The 22,738-nt window shown below is 70.8% G+C and carries 19 protein-coding genes and 1 riboswitch; of the genes, 9 read left to right on the top strand and 10 right to left on the bottom strand.

Annotated features, from left to right (window positions below; genetic code table 11):
• Positions 1–46: 46 nt before the first annotated feature.
• The 6 genes from lpdA to AC1DYG_RS10780 all read right to left on the bottom strand — a co-directional run bounded on the left by lpdA (position 47) and on the right by AC1DYG_RS10780 (position 7,335).
• A complete protein-coding gene (gene lpdA / locus AC1DYG_RS10805; RefSeq protein WP_477639853.1) occupies positions 47–1,441 on the bottom strand; it encodes a dihydrolipoyl dehydrogenase in 1,395 nt (464 codons plus the stop codon).
• 48 nt (positions 1,442–1,489) lie between these two features.
• Positions 1,490–3,496, bottom strand: coding sequence for a penicillin-binding protein 2 (gene mrdA / locus AC1DYG_RS10800; RefSeq protein WP_477639852.1), 2,007 nt, complete (start codon positions 3,494–3,496; stop codon positions 1,490–1,492).
• A gap of 16 nt (positions 3,497–3,512) precedes the next feature.
• Entirely contained in the window at positions 3,513–4,004 is a 492-nt protein-coding gene (locus tag AC1DYG_RS10795) for a rod shape-determining protein MreD (protein WP_477639851.1), read from the bottom strand.
• Positions 4,005–4,006: 2 nt separating this feature from the next.
• Positions 4,007–4,825 (bottom strand): rod shape-determining protein MreC, encoded by an 819-nt coding sequence (gene mreC / locus AC1DYG_RS10790; RefSeq protein ID WP_477639850.1) that lies wholly within the window; start codon positions 4,823–4,825, stop codon positions 4,007–4,009.
• A gap of 16 nt (positions 4,826–4,841) precedes the next feature.
• Positions 4,842–5,855 carry a rod shape-determining protein MreB gene (gene mreB / locus AC1DYG_RS10785; RefSeq protein WP_477639920.1) on the bottom strand — a complete coding sequence of 338 codons (1,014 nt, stop codon included), beginning with the start codon at positions 5,853–5,855 and terminating at the stop codon, positions 4,842–4,844.
• 220 nt (positions 5,856–6,075) lie between these two features.
• Entirely contained in the window at positions 6,076–7,335 is a 1,260-nt protein-coding gene (locus AC1DYG_RS10780) for an MFS transporter (RefSeq protein ID WP_477639849.1), read from the bottom strand.
• A gap of 68 nt (positions 7,336–7,403) precedes the next feature.
• On the opposite strand from AC1DYG_RS10780, the gene AC1DYG_RS10775 reads away from it, so the two are divergent.
• Positions 7,404–7,943: a MarR family winged helix-turn-helix transcriptional regulator gene (locus AC1DYG_RS10775; protein WP_477639848.1), complete on the top strand. Its 540-nt coding sequence runs from the start codon at positions 7,404–7,406 to the stop codon at positions 7,941–7,943.
• A gap of 18 nt (positions 7,944–7,961) precedes the next feature.
• On the opposite strand, the gene ndk is transcribed toward AC1DYG_RS10775, so the two are convergent.
• A complete protein-coding gene (gene ndk / locus AC1DYG_RS10770) occupies positions 7,962–8,390 on the bottom strand; it encodes a nucleoside-diphosphate kinase (protein ID WP_477639847.1) in 429 nt (142 codons plus the stop codon).
• 43 nt (positions 8,391–8,433) lie between these two features.
• Here ndk and AC1DYG_RS10765 point away from each other — a divergent pair, with 43 nt between their 5' ends.
• Entirely contained in the window at positions 8,434–9,141 is a 708-nt protein-coding gene (locus AC1DYG_RS10765) for a DUF998 domain-containing protein (protein ID WP_477639846.1), read from the top strand.
• Here AC1DYG_RS10765 and AC1DYG_RS10760 read toward each other — a convergent pair.
• Positions 9,041–9,439 (bottom strand): DUF4233 domain-containing protein, encoded by a 399-nt coding sequence (locus AC1DYG_RS10760; RefSeq protein WP_477639845.1) that lies wholly within the window; start codon positions 9,437–9,439, stop codon positions 9,041–9,043. The genes AC1DYG_RS10765 and AC1DYG_RS10760 overlap by 101 nt on opposite strands.
• A 228-nt stretch (positions 9,440–9,667) precedes the next feature.
• Here AC1DYG_RS10760 and AC1DYG_RS10755 point away from each other — a divergent pair, with 228 nt between their 5' ends.
• Positions 9,668–9,799 carry a hypothetical protein gene (locus AC1DYG_RS10755; RefSeq protein WP_477639844.1) on the top strand — a complete coding sequence of 44 codons (132 nt, stop codon included), beginning with the start codon at positions 9,668–9,670 and terminating at the stop codon, positions 9,797–9,799.
• 30 nt (positions 9,800–9,829) lie between these two features.
• Here the strand turns inward: AC1DYG_RS10755 and AC1DYG_RS10750 are convergent, their stop codons facing one another.
• Together AC1DYG_RS10750 and ileS are read right to left on the bottom strand one after the other, a co-directional pair.
• Positions 9,830–11,215: a bifunctional folylpolyglutamate synthase/dihydrofolate synthase gene (locus AC1DYG_RS10750; protein WP_477639843.1), complete on the bottom strand. Its 1,386-nt coding sequence runs from the start codon at positions 11,213–11,215 to the stop codon at positions 9,830–9,832.
• A 20-nt stretch (positions 11,216–11,235) separates the two neighbouring features.
• On the bottom strand, positions 11,236–14,610 hold the full coding sequence (gene ileS / locus AC1DYG_RS10745) for an isoleucine--tRNA ligase (RefSeq protein WP_477639842.1): 3,375 nt from the start codon (positions 14,608–14,610) through the stop codon (positions 11,236–11,238).
• A 368-nt stretch (positions 14,611–14,978) separates the two neighbouring features.
• Positions 14,979–15,105, top strand: a riboswitch (cobalamin riboswitch).
• A 103-nt stretch (positions 15,106–15,208) separates the two neighbouring features.
• Between ileS and AC1DYG_RS10740 the strand changes: the two genes are divergently transcribed.
• Genes AC1DYG_RS10740 through AC1DYG_RS10715 form a run of 6 tightly spaced genes read left to right on the top strand, consistent with a single transcriptional unit; the run spans position 15,209 to position 22,668 of the window.
• Positions 15,209–16,822 (top strand): hypothetical protein, encoded by a 1,614-nt coding sequence (locus AC1DYG_RS10740; protein ID WP_477639841.1) that lies wholly within the window; start codon positions 15,209–15,211, stop codon positions 16,820–16,822.
• Complete coding sequence (locus AC1DYG_RS10735) at positions 16,822–17,667, top strand: hypothetical protein (protein WP_477639840.1); 846 nt, start codon at positions 16,822–16,824, stop codon at positions 17,665–17,667. Before AC1DYG_RS10740 ends, AC1DYG_RS10735 begins: the two co-directional genes overlap by 1 nt.
• 6 nt (positions 17,668–17,673) lie before the next feature.
• Positions 17,674–18,765: an energy-coupling factor transporter transmembrane component T gene (locus AC1DYG_RS10730; protein ID WP_477639839.1), complete on the top strand. Its 1,092-nt coding sequence runs from the start codon at positions 17,674–17,676 to the stop codon at positions 18,763–18,765.
• Positions 18,762–20,474 carry an ABC transporter ATP-binding protein gene (locus tag AC1DYG_RS10725; protein WP_477639838.1) on the top strand — a complete coding sequence of 571 codons (1,713 nt, stop codon included), beginning with the start codon at positions 18,762–18,764 and terminating at the stop codon, positions 20,472–20,474. The genes AC1DYG_RS10730 and AC1DYG_RS10725 overlap by 4 nt, the downstream gene beginning before the upstream one ends.
• On the top strand, positions 20,474–21,316 hold the full coding sequence (locus tag AC1DYG_RS10720; RefSeq protein WP_477639837.1) for an ECF transporter S component: 843 nt from the start codon (positions 20,474–20,476) through the stop codon (positions 21,314–21,316). Before AC1DYG_RS10725 ends, AC1DYG_RS10720 begins: the two co-directional genes overlap by 1 nt.
• Positions 21,313–22,668 carry an FAD-binding oxidoreductase gene (locus AC1DYG_RS10715; protein WP_477639836.1) on the top strand — a complete coding sequence of 452 codons (1,356 nt, stop codon included), beginning with the start codon at positions 21,313–21,315 and terminating at the stop codon, positions 22,666–22,668. The genes AC1DYG_RS10720 and AC1DYG_RS10715 overlap by 4 nt, the downstream gene beginning before the upstream one ends.
• The last annotated feature ends 70 nt before the right edge of the window (positions 22,669–22,738 follow it).

The following is a 22,738-nucleotide window of genomic DNA, read 5'->3' as shown; positions in this document are numbered from 1 at the left end:
ACGGCGAGACGACAGGGATCAGTGAACGACAGGGATCAGTGGACGATCAGAGGTTGATCATGTGGCCGGCGATGCCCTCGACGGCTTCCTTGACCGCCTCGGACAGCGTCGGGTGGGCGAAGACGTTGCGGGCGACCTCGTCTGCCGTGAGGTCCCACTTCTGCGCCAGGGTCAGCGCCGGCAGCAGCTCGGTCACCTCCGGGCCGATGAGGTGGGCGCCGATGATCTCGTTGTGCTTGGCGTCGGCCACGACCTTGACGAAGCCGACGGCGTCGCCGAGGCCCATCGCCTTGCCGTTGGCGGAGAACGGGAACTTCGCGACCTTGACGTCGAAGCCCTTGTCCCTGGCCTGCTGCTCCGTGTAGCCGAACGAGGCGATCTGGGGCTGGCAGAACGTCGCCCGCGGGATGAAGTCGTACTCGACCGGCATGGTCTCGGCACCCGCCATGGTCTCGGCGGCGACGACGCCCTGCGCCTCGGCCGTGTGGGCCAGCATGAGCTTGCCGGTCACGTCGCCGATCGCATAGACGTTGTCGACGTTCGTGCGGCAGTGGTCGTCGATGACGATGGCACCGCGTTCGGTGGCCACGCCGAGCGACTCGAGGCCGTAGCCCTCGAGCCGCGGGGCGAAGCCGATCGCCTGGAGCACCTTGTCGGTCTCGATGACCGTCGACTCACCACCGGCGGCCGGCGACACCGTCACCTTCACCTTCTCGCCGCTGTCGTCGATCGACTCGACCTTGGTCGAGAGCAGGACCGTGACCCCGAGCTTCTTGTAGTGCCGGAGCAGCTCCTTGGACACCTCGGCGTCCTCGGTCGGCACCATCCGGTCGAGGAACTCCACGATGGTCACGTCGACCCCGAAGTTCTTCAGGACGTAGGCGAACTCGACGCCGATGGCACCGGACCCGGCGATGACGATCGAGCCGGGCAGCTGGTCGGTGAGGATCTGCTCCTCGTAGGTCACGACGCGGTCCGACAGCGACGTGCCGGGGATGAGCCGGGTCGTGGCGCCGGTGGCGATGATGAGCTTGTCGAAGGTGACCGTCTGCTTCTCACCCGAGCTGAGCGCGACGTCGATCGAGGTCGGGCTGGTCACCGTGCCCCAGCCGTCGATCTCGGTGATCTTGTTCTTCTTCATCAGGAAGTGGACGCCCTTGACGATGCCCGCAGACACGGCGCGCGAGCGGGTGTGCGCGGGGCCGAAAGCCATCGTCGCGTCGCCCTCGATCCCGAACTTGTCCTTCTCGTGCGTCAGGATGTGGGACAGCTCGGCGTTGCGCAGGAGCGCCTTCGACGGGATGCACCCGACATTGAGGCAGACCCCACCCCAGTACTTGGACTCGACCACCGCGGCCTTGAGACCGAGCTGGGAGGCGCGGATCGCCGCGACGTACCCGCCAGGACCAGCACCGAGAACTACGACATCGAAGTCAGCCATGGCGGTCAGCCTACTGACTGTCCGACCAGCGCCCCACTTCGCCCGTCCCTACTTCAGGGTGCGCAGGACCTCGTGGATCCGCCGGGCAACGGGTGCGGCGCCCTCGCCTCCGGTGCCGCCCTGCGAGACGACCACCGCCACGGCATACCGCGGCTTGGTGGCCGGTGCGTAGGACACGAACCAGGCAGTGTCCTGCTTGCCGAAGGCCTCGGCGGTGCCCGTCTTGCCCGCCACTGGCCACTGGTCGAGCGGGAAGCCGGCGAAGGCCCCCTTGGCCGTGCCCGACGTCACGACCCCCGCGAGCGCCCCCCGCAGGAAGGACAGCGCGCCTGCGGGAAAGGCCACGGTTCCCGTCCTGACCGGGGCCAGAGGTTCCGTCGCCCCGCCCGCAGCCACGAAGGCGCGCGCGACCTCCGGCTTCCAGAGCGTCCCGCCGTTGGCGATGGCCGAGTAGACCTGGGCCATCTGCAGGGGTGTCACCGTGATGTCGCCCTGGCCGATCGCGAAGTTCGCCGCGTCACCGGCACGGAACTGGAAGCCGCTCTGACAGTTCTCGACGGCAAGTGCCTTGAGGTATGCCGCGCGGGTGGGGTCGGCGCGCGCCAGCTCCGGGTAGCCGGACCTGGCGCGGCTGCAGGTCTCGGCGCGGGTCTGGTCCCACTGCCGCTGCTTCCACGTGCGGTCGGGGATCCGCCCAGCCTGTTCGCCGGGCAGGTCGATCCCGGTGGCCCGGCCCAGTCCGAATGCGTCGGCCATCGCGATGAAGGGGTCCTTCGCATCGGACTTCGCGGCGAGTCCGCCCTGCGCCAACCAGGATCGGTAGGCGAAGTCGTAGAAGATCGTGTCGCAGGAGACCTCGACGGCCTTGCGCAGGGAGATCGGACCATAGGCGCGGGACTCGAAGTTGGCGAACCGGCGGTTCCCGATCGTGTAGCTCGACGTGCAGTTGTAGGTCCCGTCGAGCGAGTTCCCGGCCCTGACCGCGGCGGGCAGGCTGACCACCTTGAAGGTCGAGGCAGGCGAGAACGCCGCCGAGGTCACGCGCGAGACCAGGGGCGTCCCGGCCGCCGCGTCGGTGAGACGCGCGAACTCGGCAGGAGTCACGCCACCCGTCCAGACGTCCGGATCGTAGGACGGGTAGCTCGCGGCCGCGACGACGCCGCCGTTGGTGACGTCCAGGACGACGGCTGCGGCGGAGTCGGCCGGGTGGCCGTGCTTGCGCGCGGTGGCGACGGCCGAGGCCAGGGCAGCCTCGGCCGCTGACTGCACCCTGGCGTCGAGGTTCGTGACGACGTCCAGACCGGGGACGGGGTCGGTCTGCCCGAGTCTCCTGGTGACGATGCCGCGGGGGTCGACGGCGACGGTGCTCGTTCCCGGGCTGCCCCGGAGCTGGGTGTCGTACTGCTGCTCCAGACCTGACCGACCCACGAGGTCGAGGTCGCCGATCGCGCCCTTCGAGGCCGCCACGTCCTCGGCGTTCGATCGGGCGAGGAAACCGAGCACGTGGGCAGCGTTGACGGTCCGCTGGGCTGGGTAGTCCCGCACTGGCTGAGCCGAAACCCCTACTCCTGGAAAGAGATCCGGACGTTCGAGGAGACTGAGCGCCTTGCGGGGGTCGACGCCGCTGGTCAACGGGATCGGCACGTAGGCGGACCCGGCCCAGCAGACGGGGGCGGGCGGTGCATCCTCGACCCCACACAGCTGGGTGCGCCCCCACAGCTGGTCGAAGTCGGCCCCCAGCACACCGGCAACCCGATGGATGAGATCGCGTCCGCCGTCCTCCGACCCGACGAGCACGGCCCGGTCGACGGTGACCACGGTCTCGGTCGTGTTGTCCACGAGCGGCCGACCAGTGCGGTCGAGGATGCGGCCCCTGACAGCGGGTTCGGTCACCGTGCGGGTGTTGAGGGTGGCCGCCGCCCGCTGGTAGTCCTCGTGGCCCACGATCTGGACCTGCCCCAACCGACCGAAGAGCGTGCCCATGAGGCACAGGACCACGAGTCCGAGCACCCACACGCGAGGCGAGTGGTCCCGCACGACCGGAGAACGCTTCACGGTCGCCGCCAGCGCTTCATCGTCGTCCTCGGGCAAGTCGCTGCTCGAGGTTGATGAGGGCGGGCACGCACATCGCGCACAGGAGTGCAGTGAGCAGCACGCGCAGCCCGAGGACGGGCCACTCCACAGCAGCCCCGGACAGCACCGCGACCACGAGTCGTCCGGCCGCGACGAGCACCGCGCTGCCCAGCCCCACGACGGCGACCCAGCCGAAGGGCGCCTCCCCCTCGCGCCTGCCGGCCCCGGCGAGAAGTCCGGCCGCGGCATACACCAGGGCTGCGGTGCCGAGCACGGACGAACCGGGAGGCATCAGGTCGACCAGCCAACCACCCGCGAGGCCGAGCATTGCACCGCGGGACGCCCCGGCCCGCAGGGCGCCGGCCACCACGACGGGGAGGACCAGGTCGGGCAGGACCAGCTGCGAGCGGGCGGCCAGGGTCACCGATGCCACGGCGGCGACGAGCAGCAGGAGGCCACGAAGGCTGAGGGCCAGGTTGGGCAGGGGCATGGTCAGCCGCCGCCGGTGACGGCCGGCCTGGGGGTGGAGCGAGGGCCCGTGCGCAGGATGCCGACCACTCCCAGGGTGGTGACGTCGGTCGCAGGACGGACTGAGGCTGTGGGGGTGAGGTCGCCGGGGGCGTCGTCGACGCGCTCCACCGTTCCCACTCTCAGCCCCGGGGGAAAGGGCGATCCCCCCACGCTGCCCAGCGTGGTCACGGTGTCACCGGTCCGCACCTGGCCGCGCTCGACGACGGTGAGGTTGAGCTCGCCCGCAGGACGTCGGTGGGCGCCCTGTGCGCCGCTGCCCACCGCACCAAGCGTGCCGGTGGCTCCGACCCGGACGCCCACGACCAGGTCGGCACTGCCGACGAGCAGCACGTCGCAGGTCCAGGGAGAGACCGCAACCACCCGCCCGACCAGACCGGCGGCACCGACCACGGACAGGTCGGTGCCCACACCGTCGCGTGACCCGGCGTCGAGCGTCACCCGCTCGGGTCCCGCTGCCCCCTCGCGACCGATGGCGACGACCCGCGCGGGGACGAACTCGCTCCCGGCCAGGTCGGGTGAGTCAAGGAGCTGCTGAAGTTGTTGCCCTGCAACGGATTGCTGCGAGGTCTGGTTGTGCAGGACCTGGTCTCGCGCGCGGTGGGCATCGGCGACGTCGCGAGGAGCGTTGGGTGACAGGAGGCGTTCGAGAGGTCCGAGCACGGTGCCACCCGCGGACCGAAGCGGTCCCACCCCCGGACCACCGGACACGTCCAGGGTGAGGGCGACGACGGTCAGGACCAGCAGCACCACGAGGAGCCGACGTCTGGAGGTGGCACGCATCGGTCACCAGAGCCTGTCAAAAGCGGCGGGTGTCGATGAGGACCCGCTCGAGGGTGGAGAACTCCTCGATGCAACGGCCGGATCCGCGAACCACTGCCCGCAACGGGTCGTCGGCGACGCGCACCGGGACGCCGAGCTCGTGCCGGAGCCGCTCGTCGAGCCCGCGGAGCAGCGCTCCCCCGCCGGTCAGCGTGATCCCGTTGTCGAGGATGTCGCCGGCCAGCTCCGGCGGGCAGACGTCGAGCGTTGCGCGCACCAGCTCGACGATCTGCAGCACCGGCCCCTCGATCGCCCGGCGGACCTCCTGGCTGGAGATGGTGACGGTCTTGGGCAGGCCGCTCACCAGGTCGCGGCCTCGCACGCGGGTGCTCGTCTCCTCACTCAGGGGAAAGGCCGATCCGGCGGCCACCTTGATGTCCTCGGCACTGCGCTCGCCCAGCAGCAGGGAGTACGCACTCTTGACGTGCGCGATCACCGCCTCGTCGATCTCGTCGCCACCAATCCGGACGGAGCGGGCGGTCACGATGCCGCCGAGGCTGATCACGGCGACGTCCGTCGTGCCGCCACCGATGTCGACCACCATCGAGGCCGAGGTCTCGTTGACCGGCAGGTCGGCGCCGATGGCCGCAGCCATGGGCTCCTCGATGACGTAGACCCGGCGCGCGCCCGAGCGCATCGCCGCGTCCTCGAGGGCGCGGCGCTCGACTCCGGTCACCTCGCTCGGGACGCAGACGACCATCCGCGGACGGACCAGTCGTGAGGGGCGCACCTGGTCGACGAAGTACCGCAGCATCTGTTCGGTCACGTCTGCGTCGCAGATGACCCCGTCGGCCAGCGGCCGTACCGCTCGGACGTGGCCGGGGGTGCGACCGAGCATCTCCTTGGCCCGCTTCCCGGCCGCGATCAACTTGCCGGTGGCGGCCTCGACCGCCACGACGGACGGTTCGTCGAGGACGACGCCGCGACCCCGCTCGTAGACCAGGGTGTTGGCCGTGCCGAGGTCGATCGCCAGGTCCCGACCCAACGTCATCCAGCCGCCCGCACCGCCTCTCACGCCCGCGATGCTAGGTCGGCTCGCCACCGCGATCCGGGAGCCGCGCCCGAGACCTCCCGATACTGAGGCTGGTGTGACAGGTGTGACTCCCTCCCCCGAGCAAAACGGCCGTTGCTCGACGACACGGGGTCTCTAGATCCCGTGTAGCCGAGCAACCACCGTTTTGCGGGTGGCAGCGCGAGGTATGCCGCGTGGCTCAGGCTGCGAGCTCGGCCTCGACGCGGCGCGGCAGGGCCGACCGGCGGGGGCGCATCGCGGCGCGCAGCCGCCACGCACCGAAGACGGCGAGCAGGCTGATCGCGACGTGCAGCCCGATGAACAGGCCACCGAAGCCGGCACCGAGCACCACCCCGGCCACCAGCGGACCGGCGGCCGAGAAGCCCGTCTGCAGCGCGGTGAACAACCCGAGCGTGGTGCCGACCAGACCCGACGGAGCCAGGCTGGCGGTCAACGGGTTGAGCACCGGGGCGTACATCGTCTCGCCGACCGCGAAGATCCCGAACGTCGTGACGAACAGGGCCGCCGACAGCTCGGGGGCGAGCGAGGCAGCGGAAAGCACGAGCCAGGACAGCGTCCAGATGGCACCGACGCCCATCAGCAGGGTCGCGCCGCTGCGCTGGGCCGTCAGCCGGACGACCAGCATCTGCAGCGCGATGATGACCACGCAGTTGACGGCGGCAGCGAGGCCGATGGTGGTCTCCTGCACGTGCAGCACCGTGAGCGCATAGGCAGGCAGCCCCGACTCGAACTGGGCGTAGAAGCCCAGCGCCAGGGTGACCGTGACCAGCGCCGTCCAGCGCAGGGCGGGGATGGCCCAGATGGCGCGCAGCGCCTCGCGAGGGCTGGCCGCCCCGATCCCCTGGGAGGTGAGGGACTCATCCTGCGCTGAGGCAACCGGCATACCCCAGCGCCGGGCACCTGCGGCGAGCAGGAGGAGGCTGGAGACGAGGAAGCCGACCGCGGCGGCGGCGAAGGCCGGCCACATGCCGGATGTGCGGTCGAGGTCGACGACGTAACCGGCGCCGAACGCCCCGACGGCCATGCCGAGGGCCTGGCCGGTGAACTGCCACGCGAACACCCGGCGTCGGTCGGAGCCGCCGACCCAGCGCAGCACGAGAACGGACTGGGCCGGACCTGCGGCGGTGATGCCGAGGCCGAAGACGAACATGCCGACGAGGAACGACACCGGGCCGTTCGCCCAGATGAGGGAAGCAGCACCAGCGGCGGCGACCACCTTGGCGCCCACCGCGACCAGGACGGGCGACATGCGGTCTGCGAGGCGGCCGCCCACGGGAGCGGCCAGGAGCGCTCCCACCGAGAAGAGGCTCGATGCCGCCGCCGCCACCAGCGAGCCCCAGCCGCGCGTCGTCGCGGCGTAGGCGTACTGGTAGGGCAGGACGGTGCCCCAGCCGAGCATGGCTACGGCGGAGGCGAGGATCAACAGACGGGCGCGCATGGTCACTTCAACAGTTCTTCGAGGTCGAATATTTCGATATCGAAATCTTAGCATGCGAAGATGACGGCATGCCTCCGAGGTCCAAGAGCGCCCAGCGCGCCCAGAGCGCCCAGAGCGCCCAAGAGCAGTACCGGGAAGCCGTCGCGACCTACGTCGCGGCGGGCGGGGACGAGTCAGTGCAACGCGTCATCACGGCCGTGAACTCCCTGAGCCGAAAGCTCGAGCAGTGGTACACGCGCCAGCTCGTGGACCTCGACCTCTCCCACGGCGAGTGGTCAGTGGTTGCGCAGCTGGCCACCGCGGACGGCAAGCCGCTCACGCCGAGCCGGCTGGCCGACGCGACGAACGTCGCGGCCTCCTCGATGACGCACCGGCTGGACCGGATGACCGAGCGCGGCGTGGTGCGCCGCTCCCCCGATCCGCAGAACCGCACCCGCGTCCTCGTCGAGCTCACCGACCAGGGCTGGGAGCTGTTCGAGGCGGCCGTGCGCGAGGCCAACGTCGTCGAGTCCGACACCCTCGCCGGCCTGACACGCGAGGAGCGCGACCAGCTGGCCGCGCTCCTCGAAGTGGTGATCAGCGGTCTCGACGACCTCGAGACGTCCTAGGGGTCTGGGGTCCCGCAACTAGAGGTTCGGGAACCAGATCGCGATCTCGCGGACGGCCGACTCCGGGGAGTCCGAGCCGTGCACGATGTTCTCCTGGACCTTCTTGCCCCAGTCGCGGCCGAGGTCGCCGCGGATGGTGCCGGGCAACGCAGCAGTCGGGTCGGTGGCACCGGCGAGCGCACGGAAGCCCTCGATGCAACGGTTGCCCTCGATCACGACGGCGGTCACCTGGCCGCTGGACATGAACTCGACGAGCGGCTCGTAGAACGGCTTGCCCTCGTGCTCGGCGTAGTGCTCGGCGAGCTGCTCGCGGGTCGGGGTGGTCACGGCCAGCGCGACGAGGGTGTAGCCCTTCGCCTCGATCCGGCGAAGCACCTCGCCGCTGAGGCCGCGGGCGAAACCGTCGGGCTTGACCAGGACAAGGGAGCGTTCGGTCTGCGTCGTCACGCCCGCCAGCCTACCGACGAACCCCAGGCACTAGCGTCGCGGTGTGCGACAGGTGGCAGGGACGAGCAAGGACCTCACGTATGCCGCGTGGCTGGTCCAGCCTGGCTACGTCGCCCTCGAGATCGCGTTGGCTCTCCTGGCGGGCGTGGGCTACTCGCTGGCCGACGACACGATCAGCGCTCTCGGCACGAGCTGCTCCCCCGACGAGGGTGGGTGCTCGTCGGCTCCGCTGCTGATGAACCTCACGTTCATCCTGTTCGGGATCCTCCAGGCCCTGGGGGCCATCCGGCTGCTCAGGGCGCACGGACGATCCGCCTTCGCGGGCTGGCTGTGGGTCGTGGCCGGGCTGGGTTCGGTGTGCGTGGGACTGCTGCCCGTGGACTCTCATCCCCTGGCTCATTCCCTCGTCGCGCTCCCCGTCTTCGTGGCCCAGCCGCTCGCCCTCCTGCTGCACGCCAGGCTGCTCGCCCCCGGCCGGCTCCGGCAGGTGGGGCTGGGCCTGGCCGGAGTGGCCATCGCCGGCGTGGTCGGCTTCGCGGGGCTGCTCGGCGCCGACCACTGGTCAGGGCTCGCCGAGCGTGCCGCCATCTGGCCGGCCAAGCTGTGGCTCCCGCTGGCCCTCCTGACCGCAGCTCCCGCAGCTGGAGTTGCTACTGCTGCTGGGCGACGTCGGCCTGCTGACGTGCCGCCACCTGGTCCTCCACCCGGCGGCACAGGACCAGCGAGCCCACCCACAGCGCCAGGAAAATGAACCCGACGCCGAGCATGGCGGGCACCACCACCGCGCTGGCGAAGGTCAGCACCTGGATGACCCAGCCGAGCGTCACACCCCACGGCCGACGCATCATCCCCGCGGCGAGCCAGCAGAGCACGGCGAGTCCGACACCGGTCCACAACCAGGCATGGCTGCGGTCGTCACCCTCGGCGCTGGCCAGGCCACGGGCCACCAGCGCACCGAGGAACACCACGACCCCCTGGCTGCCGAGGACGGTCGCGAGCATTCGCCAGGTGAACTTGCCGAGCGCACCGTAGAAGACGATGCCCTTCATCGACCGCCCCGGCCCGAGTCACGGAACTTGGTGAGCAGCCAGAAGGCCACCGCAACGACGATGACGAGGACGATCAACTTCCCGAACATGCTCCGAGGGTATGCCGTGTGGCCGGACTCGAGCCGGACCGGTCCCGTTGGTCGTGGATCTTGGGCGTTCGCGTCGGCGGAGGAGGCGTACTGTCGGGGTACGGAGTCATTCAGGCTTCCTAGCGCTGGGAGCACAGCCATGGCCGACAAGTCACCTCGACAACACCTGGCCAAGAAGGCGGGCAAGTCCATCAAGGAGAAGCGCGCCGAGAAGCACGCCAAAGCCGAAGGCAAGGGCCACCTCGACGTGGGAAACATCGGCAAGAAGTAGCCGCGGCCACCTGCTGTCGGCGCGACCGGTTCAGACGTCGGTCGCGCCGAGCAGCATGCGCACCTCGGCGGCGGTGGTGACCGAACCCGTCGCGAGCACGCCACCCCCGACACCACCCTCGTCGGCGAGTCCCGCCGCGACGTCCAGTGCGTCCGGCAGGTCCTGGACCACCGTGACCCGGTCCTCCCCGAAGATGTCGACGGCCAGCTCACCCAGGTCGTCGGGCCGCATGGCGCGCGGCGAGGTCGTGCGCGAGACCACCACGTGGTCGAGCACCGGCTCGAGGATCTCGAGCATCTCGGTGGCGTCCTTGTCCTTGAGGATGGCGATGACCCCCACGATCTTCGCGAAGTTGAACGAGTCCTCCAGGGCGTCCCGCAGGGCCATCGCGCCGGCGGGGTTGTGTGCCGCGTCCACGATGACGGTCGGTGAGCGCCGCACGATCTCCAGACGACCCGGGGAGGCGACCCGAGCAAGGCCCGCCCGGACGATGTCGGGGTCCAGCCGCTGCTCTCCCCCACCGAAGAACGCCTCCACCGCAACGAGGGCCTGCGTGGCGTTGTGCGCCTGGTGCGCGCCGTGGAGAGGCAGGAACAGGTCCTCGTAGTCGCCGCCCAGACCGCGGATGGCGATCTGCTGTCCCCCGACACCCACGTCCCGTGTCAGCAGTCCGAAGTCGTTGCCCTCGAAGGCGATCCGGGCGCCGACCTCCGTCGCGCGGTCGGCCAGGATCTGTGCGACGTCCGGCTCCTGGACCCCGATGACGGCGACCGCGTCGGCCTTGATGATGCCGGACTTCTCGGTGGCGATGTCGACGACGTCGTTGCCGAGGAAGTGCTGGTGGTCCAGCGCGATGGGCGTGACGACGGCGACCGACCCGTCGGCCACGTTGGTGGCGTCCCAGCTGCCACCGAGGCCCACCTCCACGATCGCGACGTCGACCGGGGCGTCGGCGAACGCGGCATACGCCACCGCGACGAGGACCTCGAAGTAGGTCATCCGCGGACCACCGTCCGCGACCGAGCGGGCGTCGACGATCTCGATGATCGGCAGCACGTCGTCGTAGGCCTCGAGGAACTTCTCGGCACTGATCGGCTCGCCGGAGAAGGCGATCCGCTCGCGCACGCTGTGCAGGTGCGGCGAGGTGAACCGGCCCGTCTTCAGGCCCATCTCACGCAGGAGCGAGTCGATGATGCGGGTCGTCGACGTCTTGCCGTTGGTCCCGGTGAGGTGGATGACCGGATAGGTGCGCTGGGGGTCGCCGAGCAGCTCCATGACGGCGGCGATCCGGTCAAGGCTCGGCTGCAGGTCGTGCTCGGGGGCACGGGCGAGGATCGCCTCCTCGGCCTCCCGCATCGCCTTGATGACCTCGAGGTTGTGCGCGGCCTCGCGCTGGGCGGCGTCAGGAGCAGGCATGGGTTTCAGTCTTCTTTCCGTCAGAGCTTCATGACCTTGATGCGCACCGGCTCACCGTCGCCGACCGTGGCTTCTGCCACGTCGTCGCGCTGGGGCAGCGCGTCGAGCTGGGGGGCGCTGCCGAACTGGGTGGCCAGGGTCTCCTCGACGATCAGCGCCTGGTGGGCCACGGTCGCCTCCCAGACGGCTGGGGACCCGGTGACGGTCAGCGAGATCCGGTCCGACACGTCGAGTCCGGCCTCGCGGCGGGCCTGCTGGACGGCCCGCACGACGTCCCGTGCGAGGCCTTCCTGCGCCAGCTCGGCCGTGACCTCGGTGTCGAGCACCACGAAGCCGCCACCGGGCAGCATCGCCGTGGCCTTGGCCCCGCCCTGCTGCTCCGCGTCGACGACCATCTCGAGGGTGAACTCCCCCTCGACGAGGTCCAGGCCACCCGCCGTCACTGTGCCGTCGGCCGCCACGGACCAGTCGCCGGACTTGCTGCCCTTGATGGCCTGCTGGACGTCGCGCCCGAGCCGCGGACCGGCTGCCCGGGCATTGACGGTGAGCCGCTGGGTGATGCCGAAGTCCGCCTCGCTGGCGTCGCCCAGGTCACGGAGCGTGACCGTGCGGACGTTGACCTCGTCAGCGATGATTCCGCCGAAGTCCTTGAGCGACAAGGCATCCGCCGTGACCACGGTGAGGTCCTGAAGCGGCAGTCGCACGCGCAGCCCGCCGGCCTTGCGCAGCGACGACGCCACGGAACAGACCTCGCGAGCGCGGTCCATGGCCGAGACCAGGTCGTGGTCGGCAGGCAGGTCGGTGTGGTCCGGCCAGTCGGTGAGGTGCACCGAACGACCTCCCGTCAGCCCCCGCCAGATCTCCTCGGTGGTGAGGGGAAGCAGGGGCGCAGCCACGCGGCATACCACCTCGAGGGCGGTGAAGAGCGTGTCGAACGCCTGCTCGGCGCCACCCCGCCCCGACCCCGAACCAGTGCCCGTGCCGGTGTCCCAGAACCGCTCGCGAGAGCGGCGGACGTACCAGTTGGTCACCACGTCGAGGAAGCCACGGGTCGTCTCGCAGGCGTTGGCCACCTCGTAGCCGTCCAGCTGCTCCTGCATGGTGCGGACGTACTCACCCAGCTTGGCCAGCAGGTAGCGGTCGAGCGGGTCGGTGGAGGCCGTCGACCACTTCGCCTCGTAGCCCTGTCCGCCACCAGCAGCATTGGCGTACAAGGAGAAGAAGTACCAGGTGTTCCACAGCGGGATGAGCACCTGGCGCACGCCGTCTCGGATGCCCTGCTCGGTCACGACGAGGTTGCCGCCACGCAGGATCGGGCTCGACATGAGGAACCAGCGCATTGCGTCGGCGCCGTCGCGGTCGAACACCTCACGCACGTCGGGGTAGTTGCGCAGCGACTTCGACATCTTCTGGCCGTCCGAGCCGAGCACGATGCCGTGGCTCACGCAGGACGAGAAGGCCGGTCGGTCGAACAGCGCCGTCGCCAGCACGTGGAGGGTGTAGAACCAGCCCCGGGTCTGGCCGATGTACTCGACGATGAAGTCGCCCGGGAAGTGGTGCTCGAACCACTCGGCGTTCTCGAACGGGTAGTGCACCTGCGCGAAGGACATCGAGCCGGAGTCGAACCAGACGTCGAGGACGTCCTCGACCCGGCGCATGGTGGACTGCCCGGTCGGGTCGTCGGGGTTCGGTCGGGTGAGGTTGTCGATGAACGGCCGGTGCAGGTCCGTGACCTCCACAGCGAAGTCGGCCTCGAGCTCGGCGAACGAGCCGTAGACGTCGAGACGCGGGTACTCGGGGTTGTCCGACTTCCACACCGGGATCGGGCTGCCCCAGAAGCGATTTCGTGAGATCGACCAGTCGCGGGCGTTCTCGAGCCACTTGCCGAACTGGCCGTGCTTGACGTGCTCGGGCACCCAGGTGATCTGCTCGTTGAGCTCGAGCATCCGGTCCTTGAACTTGGTGACCTCGACGAACCAGCTCGAGACGGCCATGTAGATCAGCGGCTGACGGCAGCGCCAGCAGTGCGGGTACGAGTGGTCGTAGGTCTCCCGGCGCAGCAGCACGGTGCCCTCGGTGACCGAACCGGTCTCGCCCTCACCGCGCGTCCGAGCCTTCAGGTGGTCGATGATCATCGCGTTGGCGTCGAAGACCTGGACACCCTCGTAGTCGGTGACGGGGTAGGTGAAGCAGCCGTCGGGGCCGACGGGGATGACCGGCTCGATGCCCGCGGCATCGGTGACGATCTTGTCCTCCTCACCGAAGGCGCCTGCGGTGTGGACCAGCCCGGTGCCGTCCTCGGTGGTGACGAACTCCGCCGGGAACACCCGGTGCGCCCGCTCGTGGCCGAGGTAGTAGGAGAAGGGCGGCGTGAACGACCGGCCGACGAGGTCGCTGCCCTTGAGCCGCTCCACGACCCGCGACTGCGGGTCGACGGGGTCGACGGCGTCGGCGCTGTCAGCCCCATCGGCGCCGAAGAGGTCCTTGGCGTAGGCCGCGAGCCGCGCCTCACCGATGAGGTAGCGCTCGGTCGTCCCGGTGACATCGGACTCCACCACGACGTAGTCGATGTCGGGGCCGACCATGATGCCGAGGTTCGCCGGCAGGGTCCACGGAGTCGTCGTCCAGACGAGGGCGAGCTCACCCGTCTCCAGGCGCAGGCCCACGGTGACGGCCGGGTCCTGGCGGTTCTGGTAGACGTCGTCGTCCATGCGCAGCTCGTGGTTGGACAGCGGCGTCTGGTCGTTCCAGCAGTAGGGCAGCACGCGGAAGCCCTCGTAGACGTAGCCCTTGTCGTACAACGCCTTGAAGGCCCAGATGACCGACTCCATGTAGTCGGGGTTGAGGGTCTTGTAGTCGTTGTCGAAGTCCACCCAGCGCGCCTGGCGGGTGACGTAGTCGCGCCACTCCCCCGTGTACTTCAACACCGACTCGCGGCACTTGGCGTTGAACTTCTCGAGCCCCAGCTCGAGGATCTCGTCCTTGGTCTTGATGCCGAGCTGGCTCATCGCCTCGAGCTCGGCCGGCAGCCCATGGGTGTCCCACCCGAACCGGCGCTCGACCCGGCGTCCGCGCATCGTCTGGTAGCGCGGGATGAGGTCCTTGACGTAGCCGGTCAGCAGGTGGCCGTAGTGCGGCAGCCCGTTGGCGAACGGCGGTCCGTCGTAGAAGACGAACTCGTTGTCGCCGTTCGTGCCGGCCGACCGGTTCTCCACGGACGCGACGAAGGTGCCGTCCTCGTCCCAGTACTTGAGGATGCGCTCCTCGATCTCGGGGAAGCGCGGCGACGCGGGCACGCCGGAGGCAGCGCCCTGCACGTCGCCCTGCACGTCGCCCGGGACGTCGCTCTGCACGTCGCTCGGAACTGTGTCGCTGGAGACCTTCGGATAGGTCATGGTGTCGGCGGTCCTCACATCACTCGTGTTCCCACACGAGGACGACGTCGCCGGGATTCCCGGCGGCACCGCGGTACCACCTCGCTTGCCGCACCCACGCGCCCGAAGGGGCCCGCGGCACACGACCGCTCTTGCTCAAGGTTGTGACGGACCCACCCGTCCGGTTCTAGTGAGCCACCACCCCCCGCGTATGCCGCGTGGTGCCGTGACCGTTCTTCCGGAGGCTCCCCGGTGATGGCCGGTTCACTGCCTGTGCACCCGAGTCTAGCGGGCCGTGACGAAGGGCACGTCCGCACGGCGGGAGGGGCCGGGTCTGCGGTGTAGTCTGAACGACGTTGCCCCAGGGCAACACCACGACGCGACACCAGGGGAAGCCGGTCCAACTCCGGCGCTGACCCGCAACCGTAGGCCGCACTGAACCGCGGCGAGCCGGAACACCTGGATCGCGAAGCGGCTCCATTTCCGTCGAGGTACGCGGGGCGGAGCCCGGACACCAGGTCCGAGGCCGCCCCCCGATGTCGCTGTTGCGACGCCGGGGGACTTTCACGTTCTGGTGCCGGTGCACCCGTCGCGACACCGTTCGCAGTGAAGAGGCACCATGCACCGCACCCTCCGCAGCGCCCGTCCGGCCGCTGCCCTGGCCCTGACCCTGGGGGTCGCCCTGGTCCTGCCCGGCGCGGCGTTCGCCGGCACGACCGAGCCCACCCCGGTCAGCACCACGAGCACGAGCTCCGCCCCCACGAGCACCGCCCCCACGAGCACCGCGACGACGAGCACCGGGACCGGCAGCGCCACGACCGAGCCCAGCGGCTCGACCACGTCGACCACCACGACCCCGACCTCGGGTGACACGTCGACGACCCCGCCCCCCACGGGCTCGACCAGCACAGGCACCGGCACCCTCCCCCGCGCCACGACGACCACGGCCCCTGAACGGGCCAGGACCTCGGCCAAGATCGCTGCGCTGGCCGCGGCCGTCCCCGAGTCGCAGGCCGCTGCTAACTTCATCGCCACCACGTTGGCGGCCAACGCTGACCACTATGCGTACCCCGGCGCGCCCGACTTCTTCGACGGCGGCAACACGATCGATGCGATCCTCGCCCTCGACGCGATCGGGACCCAGTCAGGCCAGGCCGACGCCTCCTTCGCGTATCTCGATGAGCACGCTGGCGAGTACATCGGAACCGACTACGACTCGCTGTACGCGGGCCCCACTGCCAAGGCACTGCTGGCGGCTCTCGCCCACGGCGCCAACCCGCACGACGTCGACGGACTCGATCTCGTCGCCAGGCTGCAGGCAGCAGGGGGCGCCGTCACGCCGGGACGGTTCTCCGACCTGCCCGTGGACTGCGGCTACCCGACCTGTGACTACTCCAACACCATCGGGCAGTCGCTGGCCCTGATCGCCCTGGCTCGCGCCGGCGAACCGCTGAGCGCCGCATCCGTCAACTTCCTTCTCGACCAGCAGTGCGTCGACGGCGGTTTCCGTGGGGCTCTCGAGGGCGCCGGCTGCACCTCTGACCCGGACGCGACGGCTTTCGCAACCCAGGCACTCGTCGCCTCGGGCCTTGCCCTCCTGTGTGGAACGGGAGCAGCCGACCTGCCGACCCAGGCGGCGACGGCGCTGGACCGCGGACTCGACCACCTCGAGGCCCTCCAGGGCGGGTCGGGCGGCCTGGCGAGCTCTGACGGCACCCTCAACGCCAACACGACGGGCGTCGCCGCCCAGGCGTTCTACGCCGGTGGCCGCACCACCCCCGGCGACGCTGCTGCCGCGTTCATCGTGACGTTGCAGTACGACGCCACCACACCGGCCGCCCTGCAGGGCGGCATCGCGTACTCCGCGAGCACCCGTTCCACGACGACCCCGAGCGACACCGACCTGCGAGCAACGCCTCAGGCCGCGCTCGGTCTGGCCGGGGGCTCACTGGTCGATGCCGCAGCCGCTGGTGTAGAGGACGCACCTGCAGCGACGGCGTGCCCGGCGCCTCCAGTGACCACCACAACGACGACGACGAGGCCCGCCACTTCGACGACGACGACCGCAGCAGCACCCGTCCCGGACGACCTCGGCGATCCTGGTTCGGCGACCCCCGGCAACCTGGCCTTCACCGGTGCCGACGTGGCTGCGGCGACGCTCCTCGGGACGCTCCTGCTGCTTGCCGGAGTGGGCGCCATCGTGCTGGCACGGCGCAAGGGCGTGCACGCCTGATGCGGCTGCTCACGCGTCTCGTCGCCGTCGCCGGACTCGCCGTCCTTGGCGGCCTCGCCCTCCCGGGTGGGGCCGCCCAGGCTGCAGCCTGTTCCGGCACTTCCGGGGTCACGGTCGTCATCGACTACGGCTCCACGGGCACGACCTCCTGCGCACCTGACTCCTCCAGCGCCATGGCTGCGCTGCAAGCGGTCGCCTCTGTCACTCAGGTGACGACCCAGCCCGGGTTCATCTGCCAGATCAACGCCTACCCCAAGGCGGATTGCCGCCGGACCCCACCGGCGAGCGCCTACTGGGCGTTCTTCCACGCAACCCGCGGTGGCTCGTGGACCTACAGCAGCACCGGTGCGGGCAGCTACCACCCACCCTCGGGCACCGTCATCGGCTTCGCGTTCGGCTCCGGCGGCGCGCCCAGCAGCGCGCCTCCGGCCGCCAGCTCGAGCACGCCCAAGCCGTCACCGAAGCCGAGCCCATCGTCCAGCTCCTCGAGCAGGCCACCGGCGCCCAAGCCCGCGGGCACCACCCCTGCCGGGCCGAGCAGTTCCAGCACGTCCGGGTCGACCCCGGCGGCCGGCCCCGGCGCCAGCACCCGGCCGGGATCGCCGAGCAGCGTCACTCCCGGCGCCAAGCCGTCGACCACCACGACTGCGCCCGGCACCACCACCTCCACGACGTCGCCGGGCACCACCTCGCCCGGCTACACCGGGAGCGGTGAGTCCGACAGCGCAGCGTCGGCCACCCCCGACGCCGGTTCGCCCCTGACCCTGCTGGCAGGCCTCGGTCTGGTGGGGCTGGTCGGTGCCGGCGCGGCATACCTCGCGGTGCGTCGCCGAGGAACCACGTAGCCGCTCGTGCGCGCAGCAGGCACACCCCTGTCCCGTCACCTGCACCCCGTCGCCTGGTGGGTGTGGGCGATCGGGCTGGCGGTGGCCTGCTCGCGCACGAACAACCCGCTCCTGCTGCTGCTGGCCGTGAGCGTCGCCAGCCTGGTCGTCGCGGCCAGGCGCGGCAGCTCGCCCTGGTCGCGGGCGTTCCGGCTCTACCTCGTGCTCGGCGGGTTCATCATCGTGCTGCGGGTCGTGCTGCACGTGCTGGTGGGCTTCAAGTTCGGCACCATGCGGCTCTACTCGCTGCCCAGCGTCGAGCTCCCCGGCATCACCCTGCTCGGCCCGCTCTACCTCGAAGGGGTCCTCGCCGCCGCCGCCGAGGGACTCCGGCTCGCCAGCCTGATCGCCTGCATCGGGGCTGCCAACGCCCTGGCCAATCCCAAGCGGCTGCTGCGCGCCCTCCCCAGCGCCCTGCACGAGATCGGCACCGCGGTCGTCATCTCCGTGACAGTTGCCCCCCAGCTCGCCGAGAGTGTCCAGCGGGTTCGTCGTGCGAGGGTGCTGCGCGGCGAGGGCGGTGCCGGGATCAGGTCGGTCGGCCGGGTCGCCCTGCCCGTGCTGCAGGACACCCTCGACCGGTCCCTGTCCCTCGCCTCGGCGATGGACTCGCGTGGCTATGGGCGACGCACCGAGCAGTCGGCCGCCACCCGGCGCCTCACCGGGGCGCTGACCCTCACCGGTCTGCTGGGTGCCGGCATCGGCATGTACGGGTTGCTCGACGGCACTGCACCGGCACTCATCGGGATGCCGATGCTCGTCCTCGGGCTGACCCTGTCCGCCATCGGCCTGCGCGTGGGGGGGCGAAGCGTGCAGCGCAGCGTCTACCGGCCCGACCCCTGGGCGCTCCCGGAGTGGCTCGTCGCCGGGGCAGGCGTCGCCGCCGCAGCGCTCATGGTGGTCCAGGCCGGGCGCGCACCCGCCGCGCTGGTCCTGCCGATCCAGCCGTTGGCGGCGCCGGCGCTGCCCCTGCTCGCCGTCCTGGGGATCCTCCTGGCCGCACTGCCGGCGTTCGTGGCTCCCACGCCTCCGTTGGCCCGAAGGAGTGGTGGTCGATGAGCACCGACCGGACCGCGCCGGTCGTCTTCGACGCCGTGACCATCCGGTATGCCGACAGCCCCCGCCCCGCCCTCCGGGAGGCGTCCTTCGTGCTCGAGGAGGGGGAGCTCGTCGTCGTCACGGGCCGGACGGGCTCGGGGAAGACCACCCTCCTGGGCGCTGTCAGCGGCACCGTCCCGCACTTCACCGGCGGCCACCTGTCGGGCCGGGTCACCGTCTGCGGTCGGGACACCAGGACCCACCGGCCCCGCGACCTCGCGGGCGTGTTGGGTGTGGTGCGCCAGGACCCGCTGGCGGGCTTCGTGACCGACACGGTGGAGGAGGAGCTGGCCTACACGCTCGAGCAGCTCGCCCTCGATCCCCCCGCCATGCGGCGCCGCGTCGAGGAGGTGCTCGACCTGCTCGGGATCGCGGACCTGCGTGACGCGCCGCTGCGCGACCTGTCGGGTGGCCAGCAGCAGCGCGTCGCCATCGGCTCGGTCCTCACCGCCAGCCCGCGGTTGCTGGTGCTCGACGAACCCACCTCCGCGCTCGACCCCACGGGCGCCGAGGAGGTTCTCGCGACGTTGTCACGACTGGTGCACGACCTCGGCCTGACCGTGGTGCTGTCCGAACACCGCCTCGAACGCATCGTCGGCACCGCGGACCGCGTCATCGTGGTGGCCGACGAAGGCACGGTCAGCAACGGCCTCCCACGGGACGTCATGGCCACCGCGCCCCTCGCCCCACCCGTCGTCCACCTCGGTCGATGGGCCGGTTGGCAGCCGTTGCCGCTGACCGTCCGCGACGCCAGGCGGGCCGCCATCACGCTGCGAGCAGACCTGGCCCGCGCTCTCCCCCGGCCCGCGAGTGGCCACGACATGCTGGCTCCGTCTGGGAGCCCCCAGCGTGTCTTGGACACTCGACTCCCCACTGAGGCACTCGACCGGGTTGCAGCCGTGGGCCTGGACGTCACCCACGGGATCGTGGCCGCGGTGCGGTCGGTCGACCTGTCACTGCGCGACGGTGAGGTCGCGGTCCTCATGGGTCGCAACGGCTCCGGCAAGTCGTCGCTCCTGTGGGCCCTGCACGGCACGGGCAACCGCAGCGCCGGCGAGGTCAGCGTCCTGACCGCCACAGGTGGCCGGGTCGACCCGGCCACCGAGTCGCCCAGGGTCCGGCGCACCCACATCGGGCTCGTGCCCCAGAGCGCGCCGGACCTGCTCTACCTCGACTCGGTGCGGGCGGAGTGCCGCCAGGCCGACCACGAGGCCGGAGCCGAGCCGGGCACGACCCGCGGCACCCTCGACCGGCTCGCACCCGGCATACCGGACGACCACCATCCGCGCGACCTGTCCGAGGGGCAGCAGCTCGCCCTCGTCCTCGCGATCCAGCTCGCCGCCGCACCGGGAGCGTTGCTGCTCGACGAGCCGACACGCGGTCTGGACTACCCCGCCAAGGCCGTCCTAGGGGGCGTGCTGCGCGACCTGGCGGCCAGCGGCCGGGCCCTCGCGGTGGCCACCCACGACGTGGAGTTCGCCGCGACCGTGGCCGACCGGGTGGTCGTCATGTCGGAGGGCAGGGTCGTCGCCGACGGCCCAGCGGTGGACATCCTCTGCGACTCCCCCGCGTTCGCGCCCCAGGTGGCCAAGGTCCTCGCGCCGGCGCGGCTGCTCCGACTCGACCAGGTGCGGGCCGCGGTCGCAGCAACGGCCGGAGGGGTGCGCTGATGGCCTCGCCGATCAGGGTGATAGCGCTGCGTCCTCGCTCCACCGTGGCGCTCGTCCTCGTGTCGCTGGCCGGGCTGCTCGCGTTCGGGTGGCCGCTGTTCGCCACCGCCGACTCCCGACTCGGCCACAGCGCCGACGCGCCACTCCTCTTCGCCCTGCTGCTGCCACTGCTGATGGCGGTGGTGCTGTTCGAGATCAGCGAGGGCGGACTCGACGTCAAGGCCGTGGCCATGCTCGGCGTCCTCTCGGCCGTGGGTGCCGCGCTGCGTCCGCTCGGCGCCGGGACTGCTGGTCTGGAGACGGTCTTCTTCCTGCTCGTCCTCGGGGGCCGGGTCTTCGGTCCCGGCTTCGGGTTCGTCCTGGGGTCGACCACGCTGTTCGCGTCGGCGCTGATCACCGGTGGCGTCGGGCCGTGGTTGCCCTACCAGATGCTGGGTGCCGCGTGGGTCGGCCTCGGCGCAGGTCTGCTGCCCCGCGTGCCTGCGCGCTGGGAGCTGCTCCTGCTGGCCGCCTACGGCGCCGTGTCCGGGCTCCTCTACGGGGTCGCCCTCAACTTCTCGTTCTGGCCGTTCGCCACCGGACTCGCGAGCGACCTGTCGTTCGTCGCGGGTGCCACGCCGTGGGAGAACCTGCGCCGGTTCGGGGTCTTCTCGCTGGCCACGTCGCTCTGGTGGGACCTCGGGCGAGCCCTCACCAACGTCGTCCTCATCGCGGTCACCGGCCGGGCCGTCCTCGGGACCCTGCGCCGGGCCTCACGGCGAGCCGCCTTCGACGCGGAGGTGGCGTTTGTGGACGAGAACCCGGCGAAGGAGCCAGCCCCGCGGCATACGCTGCAGGGATGAGCACGGACACCTCGCTGCCCATCCGCACGGTCACCGACCCCGACGTCAAGGCCACCTATGCGGTGGACGAGTCGGTGGGTGCCACGGCTCCGGACCAGTTCGAGGTGGTGCGGGCCCGGGACCTCGAGGACGTGGTCGAGGTCATGCGATGGGCCCACGAGACGCGCACACCAGTCGTGCCCCAGGGTGCCCGCAGCAGCCTCACGGGCAGCTCGGTGGCCATCGAGGGCGGCGTGGTCCTCAACACCGAGGGGCTCGACACGATCACCACCATCGACCCGCTCGAGGGCCTGGCGGTGCTCGGGCCCGGGGTCATCACCAAGGACCTCAAGGATGCCGCCGCGGCGCAGGGACTGTTCTACCCGCCCGATCCCGCGAGCTCCGCGTTCTGCACCATCGGCGGCAACGCCGCCACCAACGCGGGCGGGCTGTGCTGCGTGAAGTACGGCGTCACCGCCGACTACGTGCGCGCGCTCCAGGTCGTGCTGCCCGGCGGCGAGGTGATCCGCACCGGCCACCGCACCGCCAAGGGCGTGGCCGGCCTCGACCTCACCGGGCTCTTCGTCGGGTCCGAGGGCACCCTGGGAGTCGTCACCGAGGTGACCACCCGGCTCGTGCCCGCGCCCGACCCCGCGCTGACGGTGCTGGCGACCTTCGACTCACTCGACGCGGCGGGACGCGCCATCGTGGCGCTGCGCCTCGAACGTCACGTGCCCTCGCTCGTGGAGCTGTTGGACCGGGCCGCGGTCGCGGCCGTGCAGTCGCTGGCCGACTACGGCTTCCCGCAGGACTGCGAGGCCGTCCTGCTCGTCCAGTCCGACCGCCCGGACCACACCACCGAGGACGTGCAGCGGTATGCCGCGCTGCTCACCGATGCGGGGGCCGTGGACGTCGCCGTCGCCGACGACCCCACCGAGGCCGACCTGCTGCTCGCCGGGAGGCGGGCGCTCAGCCCGGCCCTGGAGGCCAAGGGCGCGCGCTATCTCGAGGACGTCTGCGTGCCGGTCGGACGGCTCACGGACCTCATCCGTACCGGGCAGGCGATCGCAGCCCAGCACGGGCTGGAGATCGTCATGGCCGGTCATGCAGGCGACGGGAACCTGCACCCGAGCATCTTCTTCGAGCCCGCCGACCCGGTCAGTCGCCAGCGTGCGCACCAGGCCTTCACCGAGATCATCACCGCCGCCTTGCAGATGGGCGGCACCATCACGGGAGAGCACGGAGTCGGCACACTGAAGGCGCCCTGGCTGGCTCAGGAGCTCGGGGAGCGGGAGCTGGAGCGCCAGCGCGCGGTCAAGGCCCTGTTCGACCCGCGCGGGATCCTCAACCCCGGCCGGGTCTACTGGTCCTGACCCGACCTCCCCTTTATCGGGTCTAGGGACTTTGTTGCGCTTCACCCGAGAACGCTTCCTGGGTGATGCG

This window comes from Pedococcus sp. P1_H8 (assembly GCF_056405175.1).
This window is presented reverse-complemented; position numbering and strand designations above follow the sequence as displayed.